A 17,293-nucleotide genomic window follows, 5' to 3' on the forward strand; every position below is an offset into this window, starting at 1 on the left:
ATAAAATAAAACTTCAAAAACTCGAAAATGCAAACCAACATAATTCTATGATTCGAGGGTTTGTTAATTATTTTAGTGATGCAAATGCAATAACAAATAATGTTAGTGGTTATAATAGTTTAGGCAATCAGGTTTGTAAATATTTGAAATTGCCACAAAAATCAACAAATAAGAATCTAATAATTATTCCTGACGGCATTCTGAATTTCCTTCCTTTTGAAGCATTAGTAACAGAAAAAAGTAACACCACAAATTTTGCCAAGATGCATTATTTACTTCATGATTTTCATATAGGATATAATAATTCAGTTTCATTTTATTTAGATGAAAAACCATTTCAATATCCAAAAGAAAATATTTTAGGCGTTTTTCCGATTTTTGAAAACTCAAATTTAGAGTTGGCTTTTTCCAAAAAAGAATTAGAAAATCTAAAAGCAGGTTTTGAAGGCAAATATTTAAAAAAAAGCCAAGCTACATTTAAGAATTTTAAGGCTAATGCTTCAAATTTTTCAATCCTTCATCTTTCTACACATGCATCATCTGGTAATGTTGATGAGCCTGCAAGCATTCGATTTTATGATCAAGAAATATTGTATTCTGAACTATATAATTTGAATGTTAAGCCTAACTTGGTTGTTCTTAGTGCTTGCGAAACTGGTTTAGGAAAATTATACAAATCCGAAGGCGCGATGAGTATCGCAAGAGGTTTCCAGTTTGCTGGAGCGCAAAATATATTATTTTCCCTGTGGAAAGTAAATGATTATACAACTTCCCTTTTTATGGATAAATTTTATAAAAATATTAAAAAAGGGAACTCTTATTTCGAATCTAATCATCAAGCAAAATTAGATTTCCTGAATGACGAATCTATTTCAAACGCGAAAAAATCTCCTTATTATTGGAGTGCGATGATATATTATGGTACTTTAGAAAATAAAAATACAACAAACCATTGGCTTTGGATTTCAACCATTGGAATATTGATGGTTTTCTTATTCTGGGTTTTTTACAAAAAAAAACAGTAGCGTTAAAAAACTAATTTAACGCTACTGTTTTGTCTAATTTAAGATGATAGTGACTTCTATTTTTTTTCTACCAATTCTTTTTCACTATTTATGATATGAGCCATATTTTTCACCAAATTATCGTGTTTTTTTACAAACGGATTAGTTTCGTCCCAAACATAACCAGCAAGAACCGCACAAATTTTACGTTTTACATCTGGATTTTCTGGTTGATGAAAAAATAAAGTTTGTAAGTTTCCAGTGTACCATTCTTTTACATAAGTAGTAAAAACGCCAATACCACGACGCATATATCCTGTAAATTCGGTTTCCCAGTTTACAATAATTCCTTGTGATTCTTTAATAAATAATTTAGCAGCAAGCATTCCAGACTCGGTAGCAAAAGCTACGCCCGAAGAAAAAACAGGATCTAAAAATTCAGAGCTGTTTCCTGTTAATGCAAAACCATCGCCGTACATACTTTTTACAGAACGAGAATAGTTTTCTAATTTTACAGGTTCGAAAGCAAATTCGACACCACCAAAACGTTTGATATAATAATCAGACATATTAATGGCATTGTTTAGAGCTTCAACTTTATTATTGTCTTTAGATAAAGAATTGATAAAATCCGTTGGGCCAACCACTCCTAAACTTGTATTTCCGTTAGAAAAAGGAATAACCCATAGCCAAACTTCGGTTTCAAGAATATCGAAAGATATTAAAGTTCCTTCCTCGCCTTCGGGTCTATTTACATCTACAACGTGAGTGAATATTGCCGAATGTGGGTCTAACTTTGACGGGGTGTCTAAATCCAATAATCTTGGCAAAACCCTTCCGTAACCGCTAGAATCTATGATAAATTTAGCGTGAATTTCTTTTTCAATTCCGTCTTTGTCTTTTACAACAGTGATTGAGTTTTTTCCTTCAAAAGTTACCGATATTACTTCGCTTTCAAACTCTAAATCGATTCCTTTGCGTATTACTTCTTGCGCCATAGTGTTGTCGAAATCAGCTCTTGGTACTTGCCAAGTCCAATCCCAACCTTCGCCATATTTATCACTAAAATCGAATACACATATTTCTTGACCACGTATAAAACGGGCGCCTAATTTTTTTTCAAAATTCATTGCGTCTAAAGATTCGAACAATCCTGCTTCTGCAAAATGATCCATAACGCGAGGAATTAAACTCTCTCCAACTACAATTCTTGGGAATTTTGTTTTTTCGACAACTTTTACCTTAATGCCATTATTATGAAGGTGAGATGCCGAAACACATCCCGACGGGCCAGCGCCAATTACCAAAACATCGACAAACTCCTTTAACATATTCAAAATATTACTGATTATTACACTATATTTGCAGCTTCAAAGTTAATAACATTAATTTCAATAAAAAATTAATTTACTAAAATAAAAAGGGTTTAAATGAATACGATTAATGAGTTTTTAAGCTTAAAAGAATTTGAAGCGATAGTTTTCGATAATAATAAAGTCGAGATAAGCGATGTCGTTTTAGACAGGGTAAATAAAAGTTTCGAATTTCTTAAAGAATTTTCAGAAAATAAAGTGATTTATGGTGTGAATACAGGTTTCGGACCTATGGCACAATACCGTATAAAAGACGAAGACAGGCTTCAATTACAATATAATTTGATTAGAAGTCATTCATCTGGAACTGGAAAACCATTGAATCCACTTTGTGTAAAAGCTGCAATTTTAGCAAGATTAAATACACTTTCGTTAGGAAATTCTGGAGTTCATCCGTCGTTAATTCATTTAATGAAGGAATTAATAAATAAAGATATTACACCGCTAATTTTTGAACACGGTGGCGTTGGTGCCAGCGGAGATTTAGTACAATTAGCGCATTTAGCATTGGTGCTTATTGGTGAAGGAGAAGTTTTTTATAAAGGACAAAGAAGACCAACGCAAGAAGTTTTTGAATTAGAAAATCTTAAACCTATTCAAGTCGAAATTAGAGAAGGTTTGGCATTAATGAACGGAACTTCTGTAATGACAGGAATTGGTGTTGTAAATGTGCATAATGCTAATAAATTATTAGATTGGTCGCTTAAATTTTCTTGTGCAATAAATGAAATTGTTCAAGCTTACGACGATCATTTTTCGGCAGAATTAAATAACACAAAACGCCATAAAGGACAACGTGAAGTTGCCAAAAGAATGAGAGAAAACTTATCTGATAGCACATTAATCAGAAAAAGAGAAGATCATTTATATACTGGAGAAAATACCGAAGATGTATTTAAAGAAAAAGTACAAGAATACTATTCTTTGCGTTGCGTACCACAAATTTTAGGACCAGTTTTAGAAACCATAAACAATGTAGCGTCAATTCTGGAAGATGAGTTTAATTCTGCAAATGACAATCCAATTATCGATGTAAAAAACCAACATGTTTATCATGGGGGTAATTTTCATGGAGATTATATTTCTCTCGAAATGGATAAACTAAAAGTTGTTATCACAAAATTAACAATGCTTGCAGAACGACAATTAAATTATTTGTTGAATTCGAAAATTAACGAAATCCTTCCTCCATTTGTAAATTTGGGAACCTTAGGTTTTAATTTCGGGATGCAAGGCGTTCAGTTTACAGCAACATCAACAACTGCCGAAAACCAAATGCTATCTAATCCAATGTATATTCACAGTATTCCTAATAATAATGACAACCAAGACATTGTAAGTATGGGAACAAATGCTGCTGTAATTACAAGTAAAGTAATCGAAAATTCTTTCGAAGTTCTAGCAATCGAACTAATTACCATCGTACAAGCCATCGATTATTTAGAGCAAAAAGACGCTATTTCATCGGTAACTAAAAAAATGTACGACGAAGTTCGCAAAATAATCCCGACGTTTAGCCAAGACCAAGTGATGTATCCTTTTGTGCAAAACGTAAAAGACTATTTGATAAATAATTAATATATTAGTACTTAGGTTTCACTCAAAATTATATAAATTATGAAAAAAGCAGTGTTTTTTTTAGTTTTAATGATGCAGTTTGCAAACGCTCAAGAGCTGGCATTAGTAAGGCAAGAAGGTAAGTTTGGATATATTTCTAAAACAGGCGAATTTGCTATTCAACCTAAATTTAAAGTAGCTAAAAATTTCTCAGAAGGATTGGCTGCTGCCGAAGATAATAAAAAATGGGGTTTTATAAACACCAAAGGCGAATGGGTAATTCAGCCAACTTTTGATGATGCAAAATACTTCAACAATGGATATTGTGTGGTTGCTAAAGACAAAAAATGGTTTTATATAAACAAAAAAGGAGAAGAACAAAAATCGCCAACTTCCGATAAAGTATATGATTTTGAAGACGGAATTGCATTTATAAAACAAGGAGACAAAACAGGATTAATTAATGCAAAAATGGCAGTAATCCTAGAACCAAAATATGATGTTATAAAATCTTTCCAAAACGGATTTGCAAGAGTGAGAAATAATGACCGTTGGGGAATTATAGACAAAACAGGAAAAGTAGTCGTTGAGGTAATATATGACGAAATAGGAGATTATTACAAAAATACAACTTGGGCAAAAAACGGAACTTCTTTTGGTTTAGTAATTGCAGGGAAGTTCAAAGTTATTGATGGCGTTGATAAAATTTGGGATTTCTTAGCACAAGATTTAACGTATGCCAAGAAAAACGAAAAAATAGGATTTATAGACTTAAAAGGAAATTGGGTTATCGAACCTAAATTTGACAAAGCGAGAGCATTCGTAAAAAATTTAGCACCAGTTCAAATAGGTAAAAAATGGGGTTATATTAACACAAAAGGAGCTTTTGTGGTAGAGCCAGTATATAATGATGCCGAAATTTTTAGTATTGATGGTTTTGCACCTGTAAAAGACAAAGAATGGGGGTTTATTAATGAAACAGGAAAATTAGTTGTTCCTTGTCAATACGGTATTACAGTAGGTCTTTTTGCTGTGTTTAAAGACGACGAAAAAGGATTTGTAAACGGATTAGCAAGAGTAATTAGCAAAAAGAAATTTGGATTTATAAAACCTGATGGAAGCGTATTAGGGAACAAATGGTTTGATAGTGCGGAACCTTTTAAAAAATAATTTATAATTTTAAATTTAAGTGATTTTATAAAAAGTTATAATTTAAAATTTATCATTCAAAATAATATTAAGTATGAAATGTGCTTTAGTAACAGGAGGTTCAAGAGGAATAGGAAATGAAATCTGCAAAAAATTAGCTACGGATTCCGATTATCATATTCTTATCAATTACCAATCGAATAAGGCTGCTGCCGAAAAAACTTTGGAAGAAGTAAAACAATTGGGAGCAACAGGTGAAATAATTCAATTTAATGTTGCCGATTTTGAAGAAGTAAAAAATGTATTGACACAATGGCAAGATGCAAATCCAAACGCCATTGTTGAAGCGATTGTTAACAATGCTGGAATTGCAAAAGATGGACTATTCATGTGGATGACACCTGAGGATTGGACCAGTGTTGTAAATACAAGTTTGAACGGATTTTTTAATGTAACCAATTTTTTTATCCAAAAAATGTTGCGTAACAAATATGGACGAATAGTAAATATGGTATCTGTTTCGGGCGTAAAAGGAACACCGGGACAAACCAATTATTCTGCTGCAAAAGGAGCTGTTGTTGCGGCTACAAAAGCATTAGCACAAGAAGTGGCAAAGCGAAATATTACTGTAAATGCCGTAGCGCCAGGATTTATAAGAACAGACATGACTAGTGATTTGGACGAAAAAGAACTCATAAAAATGGTTCCTGCAAATCGTTTCGGAGAAGCCGAAGAAGTAGCCGATTTAGTGAGTTTTCTAGTGTCAAGAAAATCAAGTTATATTACAGGAGAAGTTATTAATATAAATGGAGGAATTTATTCTTAAAAAACTACATAATGAATAAAAGAGTTGTCATTACCGGAATGGGAATTTACTCCTGTATAGGAACTTCATTAGACGAGGTTAAAAATTCATTATACGAAGGTAAATCAGGAATTGTTATCGATCCAGAACGTGAAGAATTTGGTTTCCAATCTTCATTAACAGGAATGGTTCCCAAACCAGAATTAAAAAATTTGCTTTCTCGAAGACAAAGAATAAGTCTTGGGGAAGAAACAGAATATGCCTATATGGCAACTATCGAAGCGTTGAAAAATGCCAATATAGATGATGCTTTTTTTGATGACAATGAAGTAGGAATTATGTACGGAAACGACAGCGTTTCTAAAGCAATAATTGAAGCTACCGACGTAATTCGTGAAAAAAAAGACACTTCACTCATAGGTTCTGGTGCGATTTTCAAATCAATGAATTCGACCGTAACCATGAATCTTTCTACTATTTTCAAATTGAGAGGGATAAACTTAACTATTAGTGCAGCTTGCGCAAGTGGTTCACATTCAATAGGACTAGCTTATTTTCTGATAAAAAGCGGATTTCAAGATATGATTATTTGCGGAGGCGCACAAGAAATAAACAAATATGCAATGAGCAGTTTCGATGGTTTGGGTGTTTTCTCACCAAGACAAGACGAACCAGCTAAAGCTTCAAGACCTTTCGACGCTTCTCGAGACGGATTAGTGCCAAGTGGCGGAGGTGCAACTTTAATTTTAGAAAGTTACGAATCGGCAATAAAACGAGGTGCAAATATTATTGCGGAAGTAATTGGTTACGGATTTTCATCAAATGGAGGACACATTTCTACTCCAAATGTCGAAGGACCGGCCACAGCCATGCAAAGAGCGCTCGATGAAGCAAATGTGAAAGCTAGCGAAATAGATTATATCAATGCGCACGCAACATCAACACCAGTTGGAGATGGAAACGAAGCCAAAGCCATATTAGAAGTTTTTGGCGAAAGCAATCCTTATGTAAGTTCAACAAAATCGATGACAGGTCACGAATGTTGGATGGCAGGAGCAAGCGAAGTCATTTATTCGATACTCATGATGCAAAACGATTTTATTGCGCCAAACATCAATTTAGAGAATCCAGATGAAGATGCAATGAAATTAAATTTAGTGAAAACCACATTAAATAAAAAAATTGATATATTTTTGTCGAATTCTTTCGGTTTCGGAGGAACAAATTCTGCATTAGTTATAAAAAAGTTTAAAAAGGGTGATGAATAAAGAAGAAATAGTAAAAAAAATAAATGATTTTTTGGTTGATGAGTTCGAAGTAGATCAAGATGACATTCAGCCAGAAGCTAATCTAAAAGATACTTTAGGGTTAGATAGTTTAGATTATGTAGATTTGGTAGTTTCTGTCGAATCTAATTTTGGTGTAAAATTAGTTGAAGTAGATTTTGTAGGAATAGCTTCTTTTCAAAGTTTTTATGACTTAATCGAAAACAAAATTAAGCTTAAAGCGTAATTTAGACTTCTTAGACAGTTAGATTTTTGGACTTCTTAGATTATTAGATGTATAAATTTAATAATTTAAGAAGTCTAACTATCTAAAATAGAGTTTAGTGTTTTTTATATTTTTAACCATAAAAATATAAAAGGTCTAACAATCAAAAAGCCCAAAAATCTAACTGTCTAAAAGGTCTAAAAATCTAAAAATCTAAAAATGGCTCAATGGGATGGAAAATCTAGAGGAACAGTCTTAGGCTATAAGATTTTTGTTTTTTTTATAAAAAAAGCAGGAATTAAGTCCGCCTATTTTATTCTTTATTTTGTAGCGGCTTATTATTTTATTTTTCTCAAAAAAAGCAACCGAGCTATTTTTTATTACTTCAAAGAAAGATTAGGTTATTCTTATTTCAAATCAAAAAAAATGGTTTTCATGAGTTATTATACTTTTGGACAAACCATTCTCGACAAAGTTTCTATTTCGGCAGGAATGCAAAACAGATTTACTTATGAATTTGATGGCGTAGAAATATTAAAAAAATTATTAGAAGAAAAAAAAGGTGGCGTCCTTATTAGCGCGCACATAGGAAACTTCGAAATAGCAGAACATTTTTTTAGCGAAATAGATGTCGATTTTCAAATAAACCTTGTCACTACAGACTTAGAGCATTCTGCAATAAAAAATTATCTCGAAAAAATTTCGAAAAAATCCAGCATTAAATTAATTCTGATAAAAGATGATTTATCTCATATTTTCGAGATAAATGCCGCTTTAACAAGAAATGAATTGATATGTTTTACCGGAGATAGGTATTTTGAAGGCGTAAAATCATTATCGGAAGAATTATTAGGACAGGAAGCAAAATTTCCTGCAGGACCATTTCTTATTGCCTCAAGACTAAAAGTTCCAGTGGTTTTTGTTTATGTAATGAAAGAAAAAAATCTGCATTACCATCTATATACTAGAGAAGCTCAGGTAAATCATCGCAACGAAAAAGCATTACTAAAAGAATATACACAAAGCCTCGAATCGATGCTAAAAGAATATCCATTGCAATGGTTTAATTATTTCGATTTTTGGACTCGATTAGAAAAATAGAATAAAAAGGTTACTTTAAAAAACTTCAAAACATATTATGGAAGAATTTGATACAATTATAATAGGTTCTGGAGCGGGAGGATTAGCAACAGCGCTTTGTTTGGCAAGAGCAGGACAAAAAGTTTTGGTGCTAGAACAACATTATGTGCCAGGAGGATGGAGTCATAGTTTTACTATAAACGGACAACGATTTAGCCCAGGAGTTCATTATATGGGCTTGGTCGACGAAGGTCACACAACAAATGACTTATACAAAGGATTAGGAATTGCAAATGATCTTGTTTTCTTTAGAATGAACAAAAACGGTTATGATCATTGTATTATTAATGATAAAAAATTTGATCTACCCGCAGGTACAAAAAATTTAGAGGCAAGTCTTATTAAACAATTTCCAAAAGAAGAGAAAAATATAAAAGAATACCTTCATTTAATTGTAAAAGTTAATCAAGAACTACAATTAATACCAACATTAAAAGGGTTTTGGCAAAACATAACAGTGCCGTTTAGAACCAAGCATTTCGGAAAATTTGCATTATTTACCCTAAAAAGAGTTATCGATTGGCATATAAAAGATCCCATGCTAAAAGCAGTACTCAACTCACAATGTGGTGATCATGGTTTACCACCTAACAGAGCTAGTTTTCCTGTACATTGTTCTGCGATGAACCATTATCTTGAAGGCGGTTTTTATCCTATGGGTGGCGGTGGCGGCATTGTAAAAGCCATGACAAGCAAAATAAAAAGTTACGGCGGTTTAGTAAGAACACAGCAATCAGTTTCTAAAATTTTAGTAAAGAACAGCAAAGCATTCGGAGTTGAATTGGCAGATGGAAATCAAATTTTTGCTAAAAATGTAGTCTCAAATGCGGACCCATCAATAACATATCTTAAACTAATTGGAGAAGAAAATATCAGTAAAAAATTAAATAAAAAACTGAGTAAAACTAAATATTCTGTTACCTCATTAATTCTTTTTCTGACTTTAGATATGGATGTGACCAAAGCAGGTATCGATTCTGGGAATATTTGGAGGTTTCAAGACGAAAATATAGACCAACATTTTGAAACATTAACAAAAGGTGATATTCTTTCAGGTGACGAATTTCCTGCACTTTTCTTTAGTTGTTCTACGTTAAAAGATCCTACAAGTTTCAACGGGCGATATTATAATTTTGAAGCAGTTACTTATGTAGATTATGACAGCTTTAAACAATTTGAAGGTATGGATGACTATCATTGTCCAGAATATCAAAAATTTAAAGAACGAATCATCGAGAAATTCATGAATAGCATCGAAAAAATGATTCCAAATGCAAAACAACACGTTGCTCAAGTTGAACTTGGAACACCTAAAACGAATCAATTTTATATAAATTCAACACGAGGAAACGTATACGGAACCGAAAAAACCCTAAATCAAGTAGGACCTTTTGTTTATAAATTTAAAACCGAAATAGATAATTTATACCTTTGCGGATCAAGTACATTGTCCCACGGAGTAACCGGAGCAACCTATTCAGGAATAGAAACTGCAGCACGAATTCTTAAGTGTACAAAAGATGATTTGCTCATAGAAGATGCAAACCAGAAATTAAGAATTTACGATGCCGAAGACAAAACAACTTGGCCAGAATGGATAAATGTAAAACGTTCGGATAAAGTTAGGACGTTTAAGGAAATTGTGAATGCTTAAAAAATAGAAAATGAAAAATGTTCTCGTCATATACTATTCCCAATCAGGGCAATTAGAATCAATAGCAAGAAATATTGCAAAACCATTATCGAATTCTGAAGAAAATAATGTTGTATTTCATGAAATTCAGTTAGAAAAACCTTTTCCATTTCCATGGAATAAAGAGGCGTTTTTCGATGCTTTTCCAGAATCTTTCCTACAAATTCCAACAGAGCTAAAACCCGTCCCTGCCGAAATATTAAACCAAAAATTTGATTTAATCCTTTTGCATTACCAAGTTTGGTACTTGTCGCCATCTATTCCAATCAATTCATTTCTAAAAAGCCCGGAAGCCAAAATACTTTTCAATAATACACCAGTCGTAACCATCAGTGGTTCTCGAAATATGTGGGTTATGGCACAAGAAAAAATTAAAGTTTTATTAAAAAACAATAACGCACAACTTAAAGGAAATGTAGCTTTAGTAGATAGAGTTGGTAACTTAATAAGTGTTGTCACTATCGTAGAATGGATGTTTTCTGGAGTAAAAAAGAAATATTTAGGAATTTTTCCTTTACCAGGAGTTTCTGAAAAAGACATAGTTGAATCATCAAAATTTGGAGAAATAATTAACAAAAATCTTCAAAATAATAATTTCGATCAACTTCAAACCCAATTATTAGAAAATAATGCCGTAAAAATAAGTTCCTATTTAGTCAAAGTTGACAAAACGGCTAACAAAATCTTTAATAAATGGTCTAATATTATCAATAATAAAAAACAATCAAGAAAAACATTGCTTAAAATATTTAATATCTATTTATGGCTTGCAATCTGGTTAATCTCACCAATTGTGTATATCTTGCACATTTTTTCATATCCTTTTTTCATTAACAAAATTAGAAGAGAAAAAGCTTATTATCAAGGCGTTTAAAATACAATTACAATATTATGTTTGATGTTTACATAACAAAATCCGGAAAATATTTGCCAAATCAAGCTATCTCAAACGATGAGATGGAAAATTATTTGGGACTTATAAATGAAGCAACATCTAAAGCAAGAAGAATAATTTTACGTAACAACAAAATTGTGAATCGTTATTATGCTATAGACAAACATGGAAATAGCACACACAGTAATGCCGAACTAACAAAAAATGCCATAAATGAATTGTTTGACGAAAGTTTTACAGCTCAGGATATGCAATTGTTGTCATGTGGTACTTCTACACCAGATGTTTTTTTGCCATCTCACGCCGCTATGGTTCACGGATTGCTAAAAAATAAATCGGTCGAGCTAAATTCCTCTACAGGAGTTTGTTGTGCGGGAATGAATTCATTAAAATTCGGTTACCTTTCGGTAAAATCAGGAAACACAAAAAATGCAGTTTGTACAGGTTCAGAAAAAGTATCTACTTGGATGAAATCTGAAAAATACGAACAAGAAGTTGTCAATTTAAAACACTTAGAAGAGCAACCAATAGTTGCTTTCAAAAAAGATTTTTTACGTTGGATGCTATCCGACGGAGCAGCGGCTTTCTTGTTAGAAAATGAACCAAAAGGCGAAATTTCACTCAAAATAGAGTGGATGGAAGCCTTCTCTTACGCCCACGAACTTGAAGCTTGTATGTACGCAGGCGGTGATAAATTAGAAAACGGAGAGTTAAAATCTTGGAGCGATTACCAACCAGACGAATGGCTTAACGAATCTATATTTTCTATCAAACAAGATGTGAAATTATTAGACAAAAATATTTTAATAAAAGGAGCGCAAAGCATGAAAGAAGCGTTGGATAAAAACAAGGTTTCAGCAGATCAAATAGATTATTTCTTGCCTCATGTCTCTTCTCATTATTTTGTCGAAGGATTAAAACAATCTTTCGCCGAAAACGGAATGATTATCCCAAACGAAAAATGGTTTATGAACCTTGCACAAGTTGGAAACGTTGGTTCTGCTTCGATATATTTAGCATTAAATGAACTCATGGATTCTGGAAAACTTAAAAAAGGAGACAAAATCCTTTTATCTGTACCAGAAAGTGGACGATTCTCATATGCATATGCTTATTTAACCGTTTGTTAGGAATATTATGGAAACATCAAATCCCATTTTTGAAAAAGATTTTGTAGAAAATTTGTTACCACAAAAATTCCCTTTTGTCATGGTCGACAAATTGTACTCTTATACCGAAACTTCTTTGGTTTCAGGACTAAAAATACAAAGTGATAATATTTTTTGTCATAACGAAAATTTTGTAGAAGCCGGATTAGTAGAACACATGGCGCAATCAGTTGCATTACATACAGGTTATCAGTTTTATTTGAAAAAAGAACCTGCACCAACCGGTTATATAGGTTCGATAAAAGATATTGAGATAAAAAAATTACCAAAACTAGATGACGAGATTCAAACTACAGTTTCAATTCTTCAAGAATTTGGAGGAATAACTTTAGTTGATATCATAACAAAATTGAATGGTGTCGAAATCGCCACAGGTCAAATGAAAACGGTTTTAGCCAAATAATTTCAACAAGAAATGGATACAACTATAGACATAAAAAATTATTTGCCACATCGTTCGCCAATGTTAATGGTTGATATGATTCTAATAATGGATGACGAAAAAGTGGAAACCATTTTTGAAATAAAAGCCGATAATATATTTATTCAAAACAATACTTTTATAGAAGCTGGATTAATCGAAAATGCAGCTCAAACTTGCTCATCAATAGTTGCAAAAGATTATTTTGTCGATGAAAATAACCAAGACAAATCTGGCGTCGATGTTGTTGGATTTATAAGTGCCATCAAAACATTAAAAATTCATAAACTTCCAGAAGTAGGAAATACAATCAAAACAATTTCAACATTAGTCTCAAAATTTGTAACAGACGATTATAGCTTATGTACAATGAGTTGTAAAACTTTCAATAACGAAGAATTACTTTTAGAAGGAGAGATTAATCTTTTTATTCAAGAAAATCATTCAAAACAATAGAAAGCTGATGAAAAAAGACGAAGTTCCACAAGATAAAGGCAATCTTTCTAAAAGCAATATGAAAGAATTAGTTTACGCTACCGATGAAAACGGAAGTTACACAACCGCTTTAAGTACAGGTTGGGAACCCAAAACGATAGCGCTTTCTAATTCTATCGACGAAATAAACGAACGAATTGCTGCTGCAAAAGAACAAGTGAAAAGTGGCGAAGTAAGTCCAATTGTTTATTTTATGGAATTCTCTAAAATGGATATTTCCGTGCTTTCCAGTTACGTAGGAATGTGGCAATGGCGTGTAAAAAGACATTTTAAACCTGTAGTTTTTGCCAAATTAAGTGATAAGATTTTACAGAAATATGCCGAAACTTTCAATATTTCGGTTGAGGAATTAAGAAATTTTAAAACAGATTAATGGAAATCAATTTTACACATCATCAATCTGCACATTGCGAAAATGGAGTAGCTTCCAATTTGCTAAAAAACAATGGTTTGAATATTAGCGAGCCAATGGTTTTTGGTATTGGATCAGGGCTTTTCTTTGTTTATTTGCCATTTATAAAAGTAAATTATGCGCCAGCAATAAGTTATAGACCAATGCCAGGACTAATTTTTAATAAACTAGCAAAACGACTAGGGTTAAAAATAAAAAGGCAAAAATTTTCTAGCGAAACCAATGCTGTAAAAGCTCTGGACGAAAATCTAAAAAATAATATTCCTACGGGATTACAAGTTGGCGTTTATAATTTGACTTACTTTCCAGACGAATATCGTTTTCATTTCAATGCACATAATTTAGTCGTTTATGGCAAAACCGGAACCGATTATCTCATCAGCGATCCAGTAATGGAAACCGTAACAACACTAACGCACCAAGAATTAAATAAAGTACGTTTTGCTAAAGGAGCTTTTGCGCCACGAGGACAAATGTATTATCCAATTCATATTCCTGCTACTATCGATTTAAAAAGTGCCATTATCAAAGGTATCAAGAATACTTGCCGAGATATGTTGGCTCCTGTACCCATTATTGGTGTTAAAGGAATAAAATTTGTAGCCAACCGAATTAGAAAATGGCCATTAAAGCATGGAACTAAAAAAGCAAATCATTACCTAGCCCAAATGGTTAGAATGCAAGAAGAAATAGGAACTGGCGGCGGTGGTTTTAGATTCATTTATGCGGCTTTTCTTCAAGAATCAGCTGTGATTTTAGAAAATGAAAAGCTAAAAGAATTGTCACAGGAAATGACCATAATTGGTGATTTATGGCGAGATTTTGCTGTAAATGCTTCTAGAGTTTACAAAAACCGAAGCACACAAGCCGATGTTTACAACACAATTGCAGATCAACTTTTAGATATTGCGAATAAAGAAGAAGTTTTTTTTAAAAAATTAAAAGTAGCTGTTAGCTAATAATATTTTGCGACCAATTATTCAAATAACCCAACTTTCAAAAAAGTACAAAGATGCCGAAATGTATTCTTTGAACGGTTTTACGCTTTCTATATACGAAGGTCAGATTTTTGGTTTATTAGGGCCAAATGGAGCTGGGAAAACCACATTAATTTCGATGCTTTGCGGATTAGTAAAACCCACTTCAGGGAGTTTTTCGATCGATGACTTGACGTATGCAAAAAATGCAAACGAAATAAAAAAAATCATTGGAGTTGTTCCCCAAGAATATGCATTATATCCAACATTAACCGCAAGGGAAAACTTGATGTATTTCGGGAGTATGTATGGTTTGAAAGGAGAAAATCTAAAGGAAAAAGTAATCGAAAGTCTTGATTTTCTTGGATTATTAAAATTTGCCGACAAAAGAATAGAAACTTTTTCTGGCGGAATGAAACGCCGAATTAATTTGATAGCAGGAATTTTACACAATCCAAAAGTACTTTTTCTAGACGAACCAACAGTTGGTGTCGATGTGCAATCTAAAAATGCCATTATCGATTACCTAAAAGAACTCAACAAAAACGGAACAACAATAATATATACTTCACATCATTTGTCCGAAGCTGAGGATTTTTGTACCGATATTGCTATTGTCGATAGAGGAAAAATTTATGCAGAAGGAACACCAAATAACTTGATTGCTTCAACCGCAAATGCACGAAATCTTGAAGACGTTTTTATTTCATTAACCGGAAAAGAATTGCGAGATGATGTATAAATTGTTCATGTCGGTTTATAAGGAATTTCTACTTCTAAAAAGAGATTTAGGTGGCGTTGTCATTCTATTTGTCATGCCATTAGTACTCATAATTACGGTTACTTTAATTCAGGATAGCACTTTCAAAACGGTTAGCGACGCAAAAATTCCAATTCTTTTGGTCGATAATGACAAAGGAAATGTCTCTAAAACTGTTTTCGATAATTTACAAAAAAGCAACATTTTTACGGTTGTCTCCAAAATAAATGACGAACAACTAACAGAATCATTGGCTAAAGAAGCTGTTTTTAAGGGAAAATACCAACTCGCCATCATTATTCCAGAAAAACTGAGTGTCGATTTGCAAACTAAAATCGATCAAAATGTCGAGAAAATAACGGCTAGTTTAGGAATGACCGATACTTTGGTAAAAGCTGAAAATACTAAGATTGTCAATCAAAAAGAAGTTAAATTGTATTTTGATCCGGCAGTGCAAATGAGTTTCAAAAATGCGGTAATGAGTTCTATTGATAAGATGATTTCTCAAATAGAAACCAAATCGATTTATGCTACTTTTCAAGCACAATTGGGAGAAGAAACAACCAGTTTCGAGCAGAAAAGTTTTATCACATTCAAAGAAATTGTTCCAAAAGTAAATAATGAAGAAATCATTCCAAATTCGGTACAACACAATGTTCCAGCTTGGACTTTGTTCGCCATTTTTTTTATAGTAATTCCGTTGTCTATTAATATTGTAAAAGAAAAATCACAAGGAACTTTTGTTCGTTTGCGGACCAATCCAGTTTCTAATATTATTGTTATTGCAGGAAAAACAATAACGTATTTAATCATTTGTATGATTCAGTTCTATATGATGATTTTAGTGGCGATTTTCTTATTTCCGCACATAGGTTTACCATCATTAAATGTAGATGGTAACTTATCTCTGATGAGTATTGTAGCCTTATTTTCAGGATTTGGAGCTATTGGCTTCGGAATATTACTAGGGACAATCGCCAAAACGCAAGAACAATCTGCTCCTTTTGGTGCAACCTCTGTCATTATTTTGGCAGCAATAGGTGGTATTTGGGTTCCTGTTTTTGCTATGCCAAAAATGATGCAACTTATAGCACATTCATCACCAATGAACTGGGGATTGAATGCGTTTTATGATGTGCTTTTGCGCCATGGTTCTATCGTAGATATTCTACCAGAAATAAGTTTGTTATTTTTATTTTTTATAATTACCACAACCATTGCATTGCAGTATGACAAGAAAAAAAGAGCAGTTTAACGAAGCAAAGGAGTTAACTATTTCGCACGAAATCAGAGTTCGTTTTAACGAAACTGACCCGCTGGGAATTGTTTGGCATGGCTATTATATTACTTATTTTGAAGACGGCCGTGAAGCGTTTGGTCGTCACCATGGGCTTTCTTATTTAGATGTTTTCGATAGCGGATTTACAACACCGATCGTAAAATCAACTTGTGAACACAAGTTGTCTTTGCGTTACGGAGATGTAGCTCGAATAGAAACCACGATTGTAGATACGCCAGCTGCCAAAATGATTTACAGGTATGTTATCTATGATGCCAATAACGAAATTGCTTGTACAGGAGAAACTGTTCAGGTTTTTTTAGATAAAAATGGAGATTTAATGCTAACCAATCCACCTTTTTATGAGGAATGGAAGAAAAAAGTGGGATTAATAAAATAAATATAAATTACGCAAATTTTCACAGATTGAATTTGTGATTAAAAAGGATTATTTTTTAATCACATAGAATTATAGATTTGTAATTATATAATAAAATGTGATGACTCAAAAATATCTAGATGAACTTACCTATGAGATTATTGGGTCTGTAATTGAAGTTCATAAAATAATGGGTAGAGGTTTGCTTGAAAGTGTTTATCATCAATGTTTAAAAGAAGAATTAACACATAGAAAAATAAATTTTTCATCAGAGATGAAAATTCCAGTCATATA

At 32.6% G+C, this 17,293-nt stretch carries 19 protein-coding genes; 18 read left to right on the forward strand and 1 reads right to left on the reverse strand.

All coding sequences use genetic code 11. The annotated features are described in order from the left end of the window. A partial coding sequence (locus tag ACH2BG_RS06905) for a CHAT domain-containing protein (RefSeq protein ID WP_395046977.1) occupies positions 1 to 1,025 on the forward strand: 1,025 nt, incomplete at its 5' end. A 56-nt stretch (positions 1,026 to 1,081) separates the two neighbouring features. Here ACH2BG_RS06905 and ACH2BG_RS06910 read toward each other — a convergent pair. Beyond that, the gene (locus ACH2BG_RS06910; RefSeq protein WP_395046978.1) at positions 1,082 to 2,335 is read right to left on the reverse strand and encodes an NAD(P)/FAD-dependent oxidoreductase; all 1,254 of its coding nucleotides are present in this window, start codon (positions 2,333 to 2,335) and stop codon (positions 1,082 to 1,084) included. A gap of 99 nt (positions 2,336 to 2,434) precedes the next feature. Here ACH2BG_RS06910 and hutH point away from each other — a divergent pair, with 99 nt between their 5' ends. From hutH to ACH2BG_RS06995, 17 genes are all read left to right on the forward strand, one after another. Beyond that, complete coding sequence (hutH, locus tag ACH2BG_RS06915; protein ID WP_395046979.1) at positions 2,435 to 3,955, forward strand: histidine ammonia-lyase; 1,521 nt, start codon at positions 2,435 to 2,437, stop codon at positions 3,953 to 3,955. Between the two features lie 39 nt (positions 3,956 to 3,994). After that, entirely contained in the window at positions 3,995 to 5,104 is a 1,110-nt protein-coding gene (locus ACH2BG_RS06920) for a WG repeat-containing protein (protein ID WP_395046980.1), read from the forward strand. Positions 5,105 to 5,177: 73 nt separating this feature from the next. After that, complete coding sequence (gene fabG / locus ACH2BG_RS06925) at positions 5,178 to 5,909, forward strand: 3-oxoacyl-ACP reductase FabG (protein WP_091475240.1); 732 nt, start codon at positions 5,178 to 5,180, stop codon at positions 5,907 to 5,909. 11 nt (positions 5,910 to 5,920) lie between these two features. Continuing rightward, positions 5,921 to 7,156, forward strand: a complete 1,236-nt coding sequence (locus ACH2BG_RS06930) for a beta-ketoacyl-[acyl-carrier-protein] synthase family protein (protein WP_395046981.1) — start codon at positions 5,921 to 5,923, stop codon at positions 7,154 to 7,156. Next, positions 7,149 to 7,400 carry a phosphopantetheine-binding protein gene (locus ACH2BG_RS06935; RefSeq protein WP_348076611.1) on the forward strand — a complete coding sequence of 84 codons (252 nt, stop codon included), beginning with the start codon at positions 7,149 to 7,151 and terminating at the stop codon, positions 7,398 to 7,400. The genes ACH2BG_RS06930 and ACH2BG_RS06935 overlap by 8 nt, the downstream gene beginning before the upstream one ends. A gap of 198 nt (positions 7,401 to 7,598) precedes the next feature. After that, positions 7,599 to 8,480: a lipid A biosynthesis acyltransferase gene (locus ACH2BG_RS06940; protein WP_395046982.1), complete on the forward strand. Its 882-nt coding sequence runs from the start codon at positions 7,599 to 7,601 to the stop codon at positions 8,478 to 8,480. Between the two features lie 37 nt (positions 8,481 to 8,517). Continuing rightward, positions 8,518 to 10,173 carry a phytoene desaturase family protein gene (locus ACH2BG_RS06945; RefSeq protein ID WP_395046983.1) on the forward strand — a complete coding sequence of 552 codons (1,656 nt, stop codon included), beginning with the start codon at positions 8,518 to 8,520 and terminating at the stop codon, positions 10,171 to 10,173. Between the two features lie 10 nt (positions 10,174 to 10,183). Next, a complete protein-coding gene (locus ACH2BG_RS06950; protein WP_395046984.1) occupies positions 10,184 to 11,086 on the forward strand; it encodes a dialkylrecorsinol condensing enzyme DarA in 903 nt (300 codons plus the stop codon). 17 nt (positions 11,087 to 11,103) lie between these two features. Continuing rightward, positions 11,104 to 12,237 (forward strand): beta-ketoacyl-ACP synthase III, encoded by a 1,134-nt coding sequence (locus ACH2BG_RS06955; RefSeq protein ID WP_395046985.1) that lies wholly within the window; start codon positions 11,104 to 11,106, stop codon positions 12,235 to 12,237. A 7-nt stretch (positions 12,238 to 12,244) separates the two neighbouring features. Continuing rightward, on the forward strand, positions 12,245 to 12,679 hold the full coding sequence (locus ACH2BG_RS06960) for a hypothetical protein (protein WP_395046986.1): 435 nt from the start codon (positions 12,245 to 12,247) through the stop codon (positions 12,677 to 12,679). 12 nt (positions 12,680 to 12,691) lie between these two features. After that, the gene (locus ACH2BG_RS06965) at positions 12,692 to 13,153 is read left to right on the forward strand and encodes an ABC transporter permease (protein WP_395046987.1); all 462 of its coding nucleotides are present in this window, start codon (positions 12,692 to 12,694) and stop codon (positions 13,151 to 13,153) included. Positions 13,154 to 13,160: 7 nt separating this feature from the next. Continuing rightward, complete coding sequence (locus ACH2BG_RS06970; protein WP_395046988.1) at positions 13,161 to 13,565, forward strand: hypothetical protein; 405 nt, start codon at positions 13,161 to 13,163, stop codon at positions 13,563 to 13,565. Beyond that, positions 13,565 to 14,563 (forward strand): BtrH N-terminal domain-containing protein, encoded by a 999-nt coding sequence (locus ACH2BG_RS06975; RefSeq protein ID WP_395046989.1) that lies wholly within the window; start codon positions 13,565 to 13,567, stop codon positions 14,561 to 14,563. The genes ACH2BG_RS06970 and ACH2BG_RS06975 overlap by 1 nt, the downstream gene beginning before the upstream one ends. A 61-nt stretch (positions 14,564 to 14,624) precedes the next feature. Beyond that, complete coding sequence (locus tag ACH2BG_RS06980; protein WP_395046990.1) at positions 14,625 to 15,323, forward strand: ABC transporter ATP-binding protein; 699 nt, start codon at positions 14,625 to 14,627, stop codon at positions 15,321 to 15,323. Next, on the forward strand, positions 15,313 to 16,596 hold the full coding sequence (locus ACH2BG_RS06985; protein WP_395046991.1) for an ABC transporter permease: 1,284 nt from the start codon (positions 15,313 to 15,315) through the stop codon (positions 16,594 to 16,596). The genes ACH2BG_RS06980 and ACH2BG_RS06985 overlap by 11 nt, the downstream gene beginning before the upstream one ends. After that, entirely contained in the window at positions 16,571 to 17,020 is a 450-nt protein-coding gene (locus ACH2BG_RS06990) for an acyl-CoA thioesterase (protein WP_395046992.1), read from the forward strand. Before ACH2BG_RS06985 ends, ACH2BG_RS06990 begins: the two co-directional genes overlap by 26 nt. Before the next feature lie 100 nt (positions 17,021 to 17,120). Continuing rightward, positions 17,121 to 17,293: GxxExxY protein (locus tag ACH2BG_RS06995; protein ID WP_395046993.1), on the forward strand; the 173-nt coding region annotated here is incomplete at its 3' end.

The sequence above is a fragment of the Flavobacterium sp. genome (assembly GCF_043779715.1).
Lineage (GTDB): Bacteria > Bacteroidota > Bacteroidia > Flavobacteriales > Flavobacteriaceae > Flavobacterium.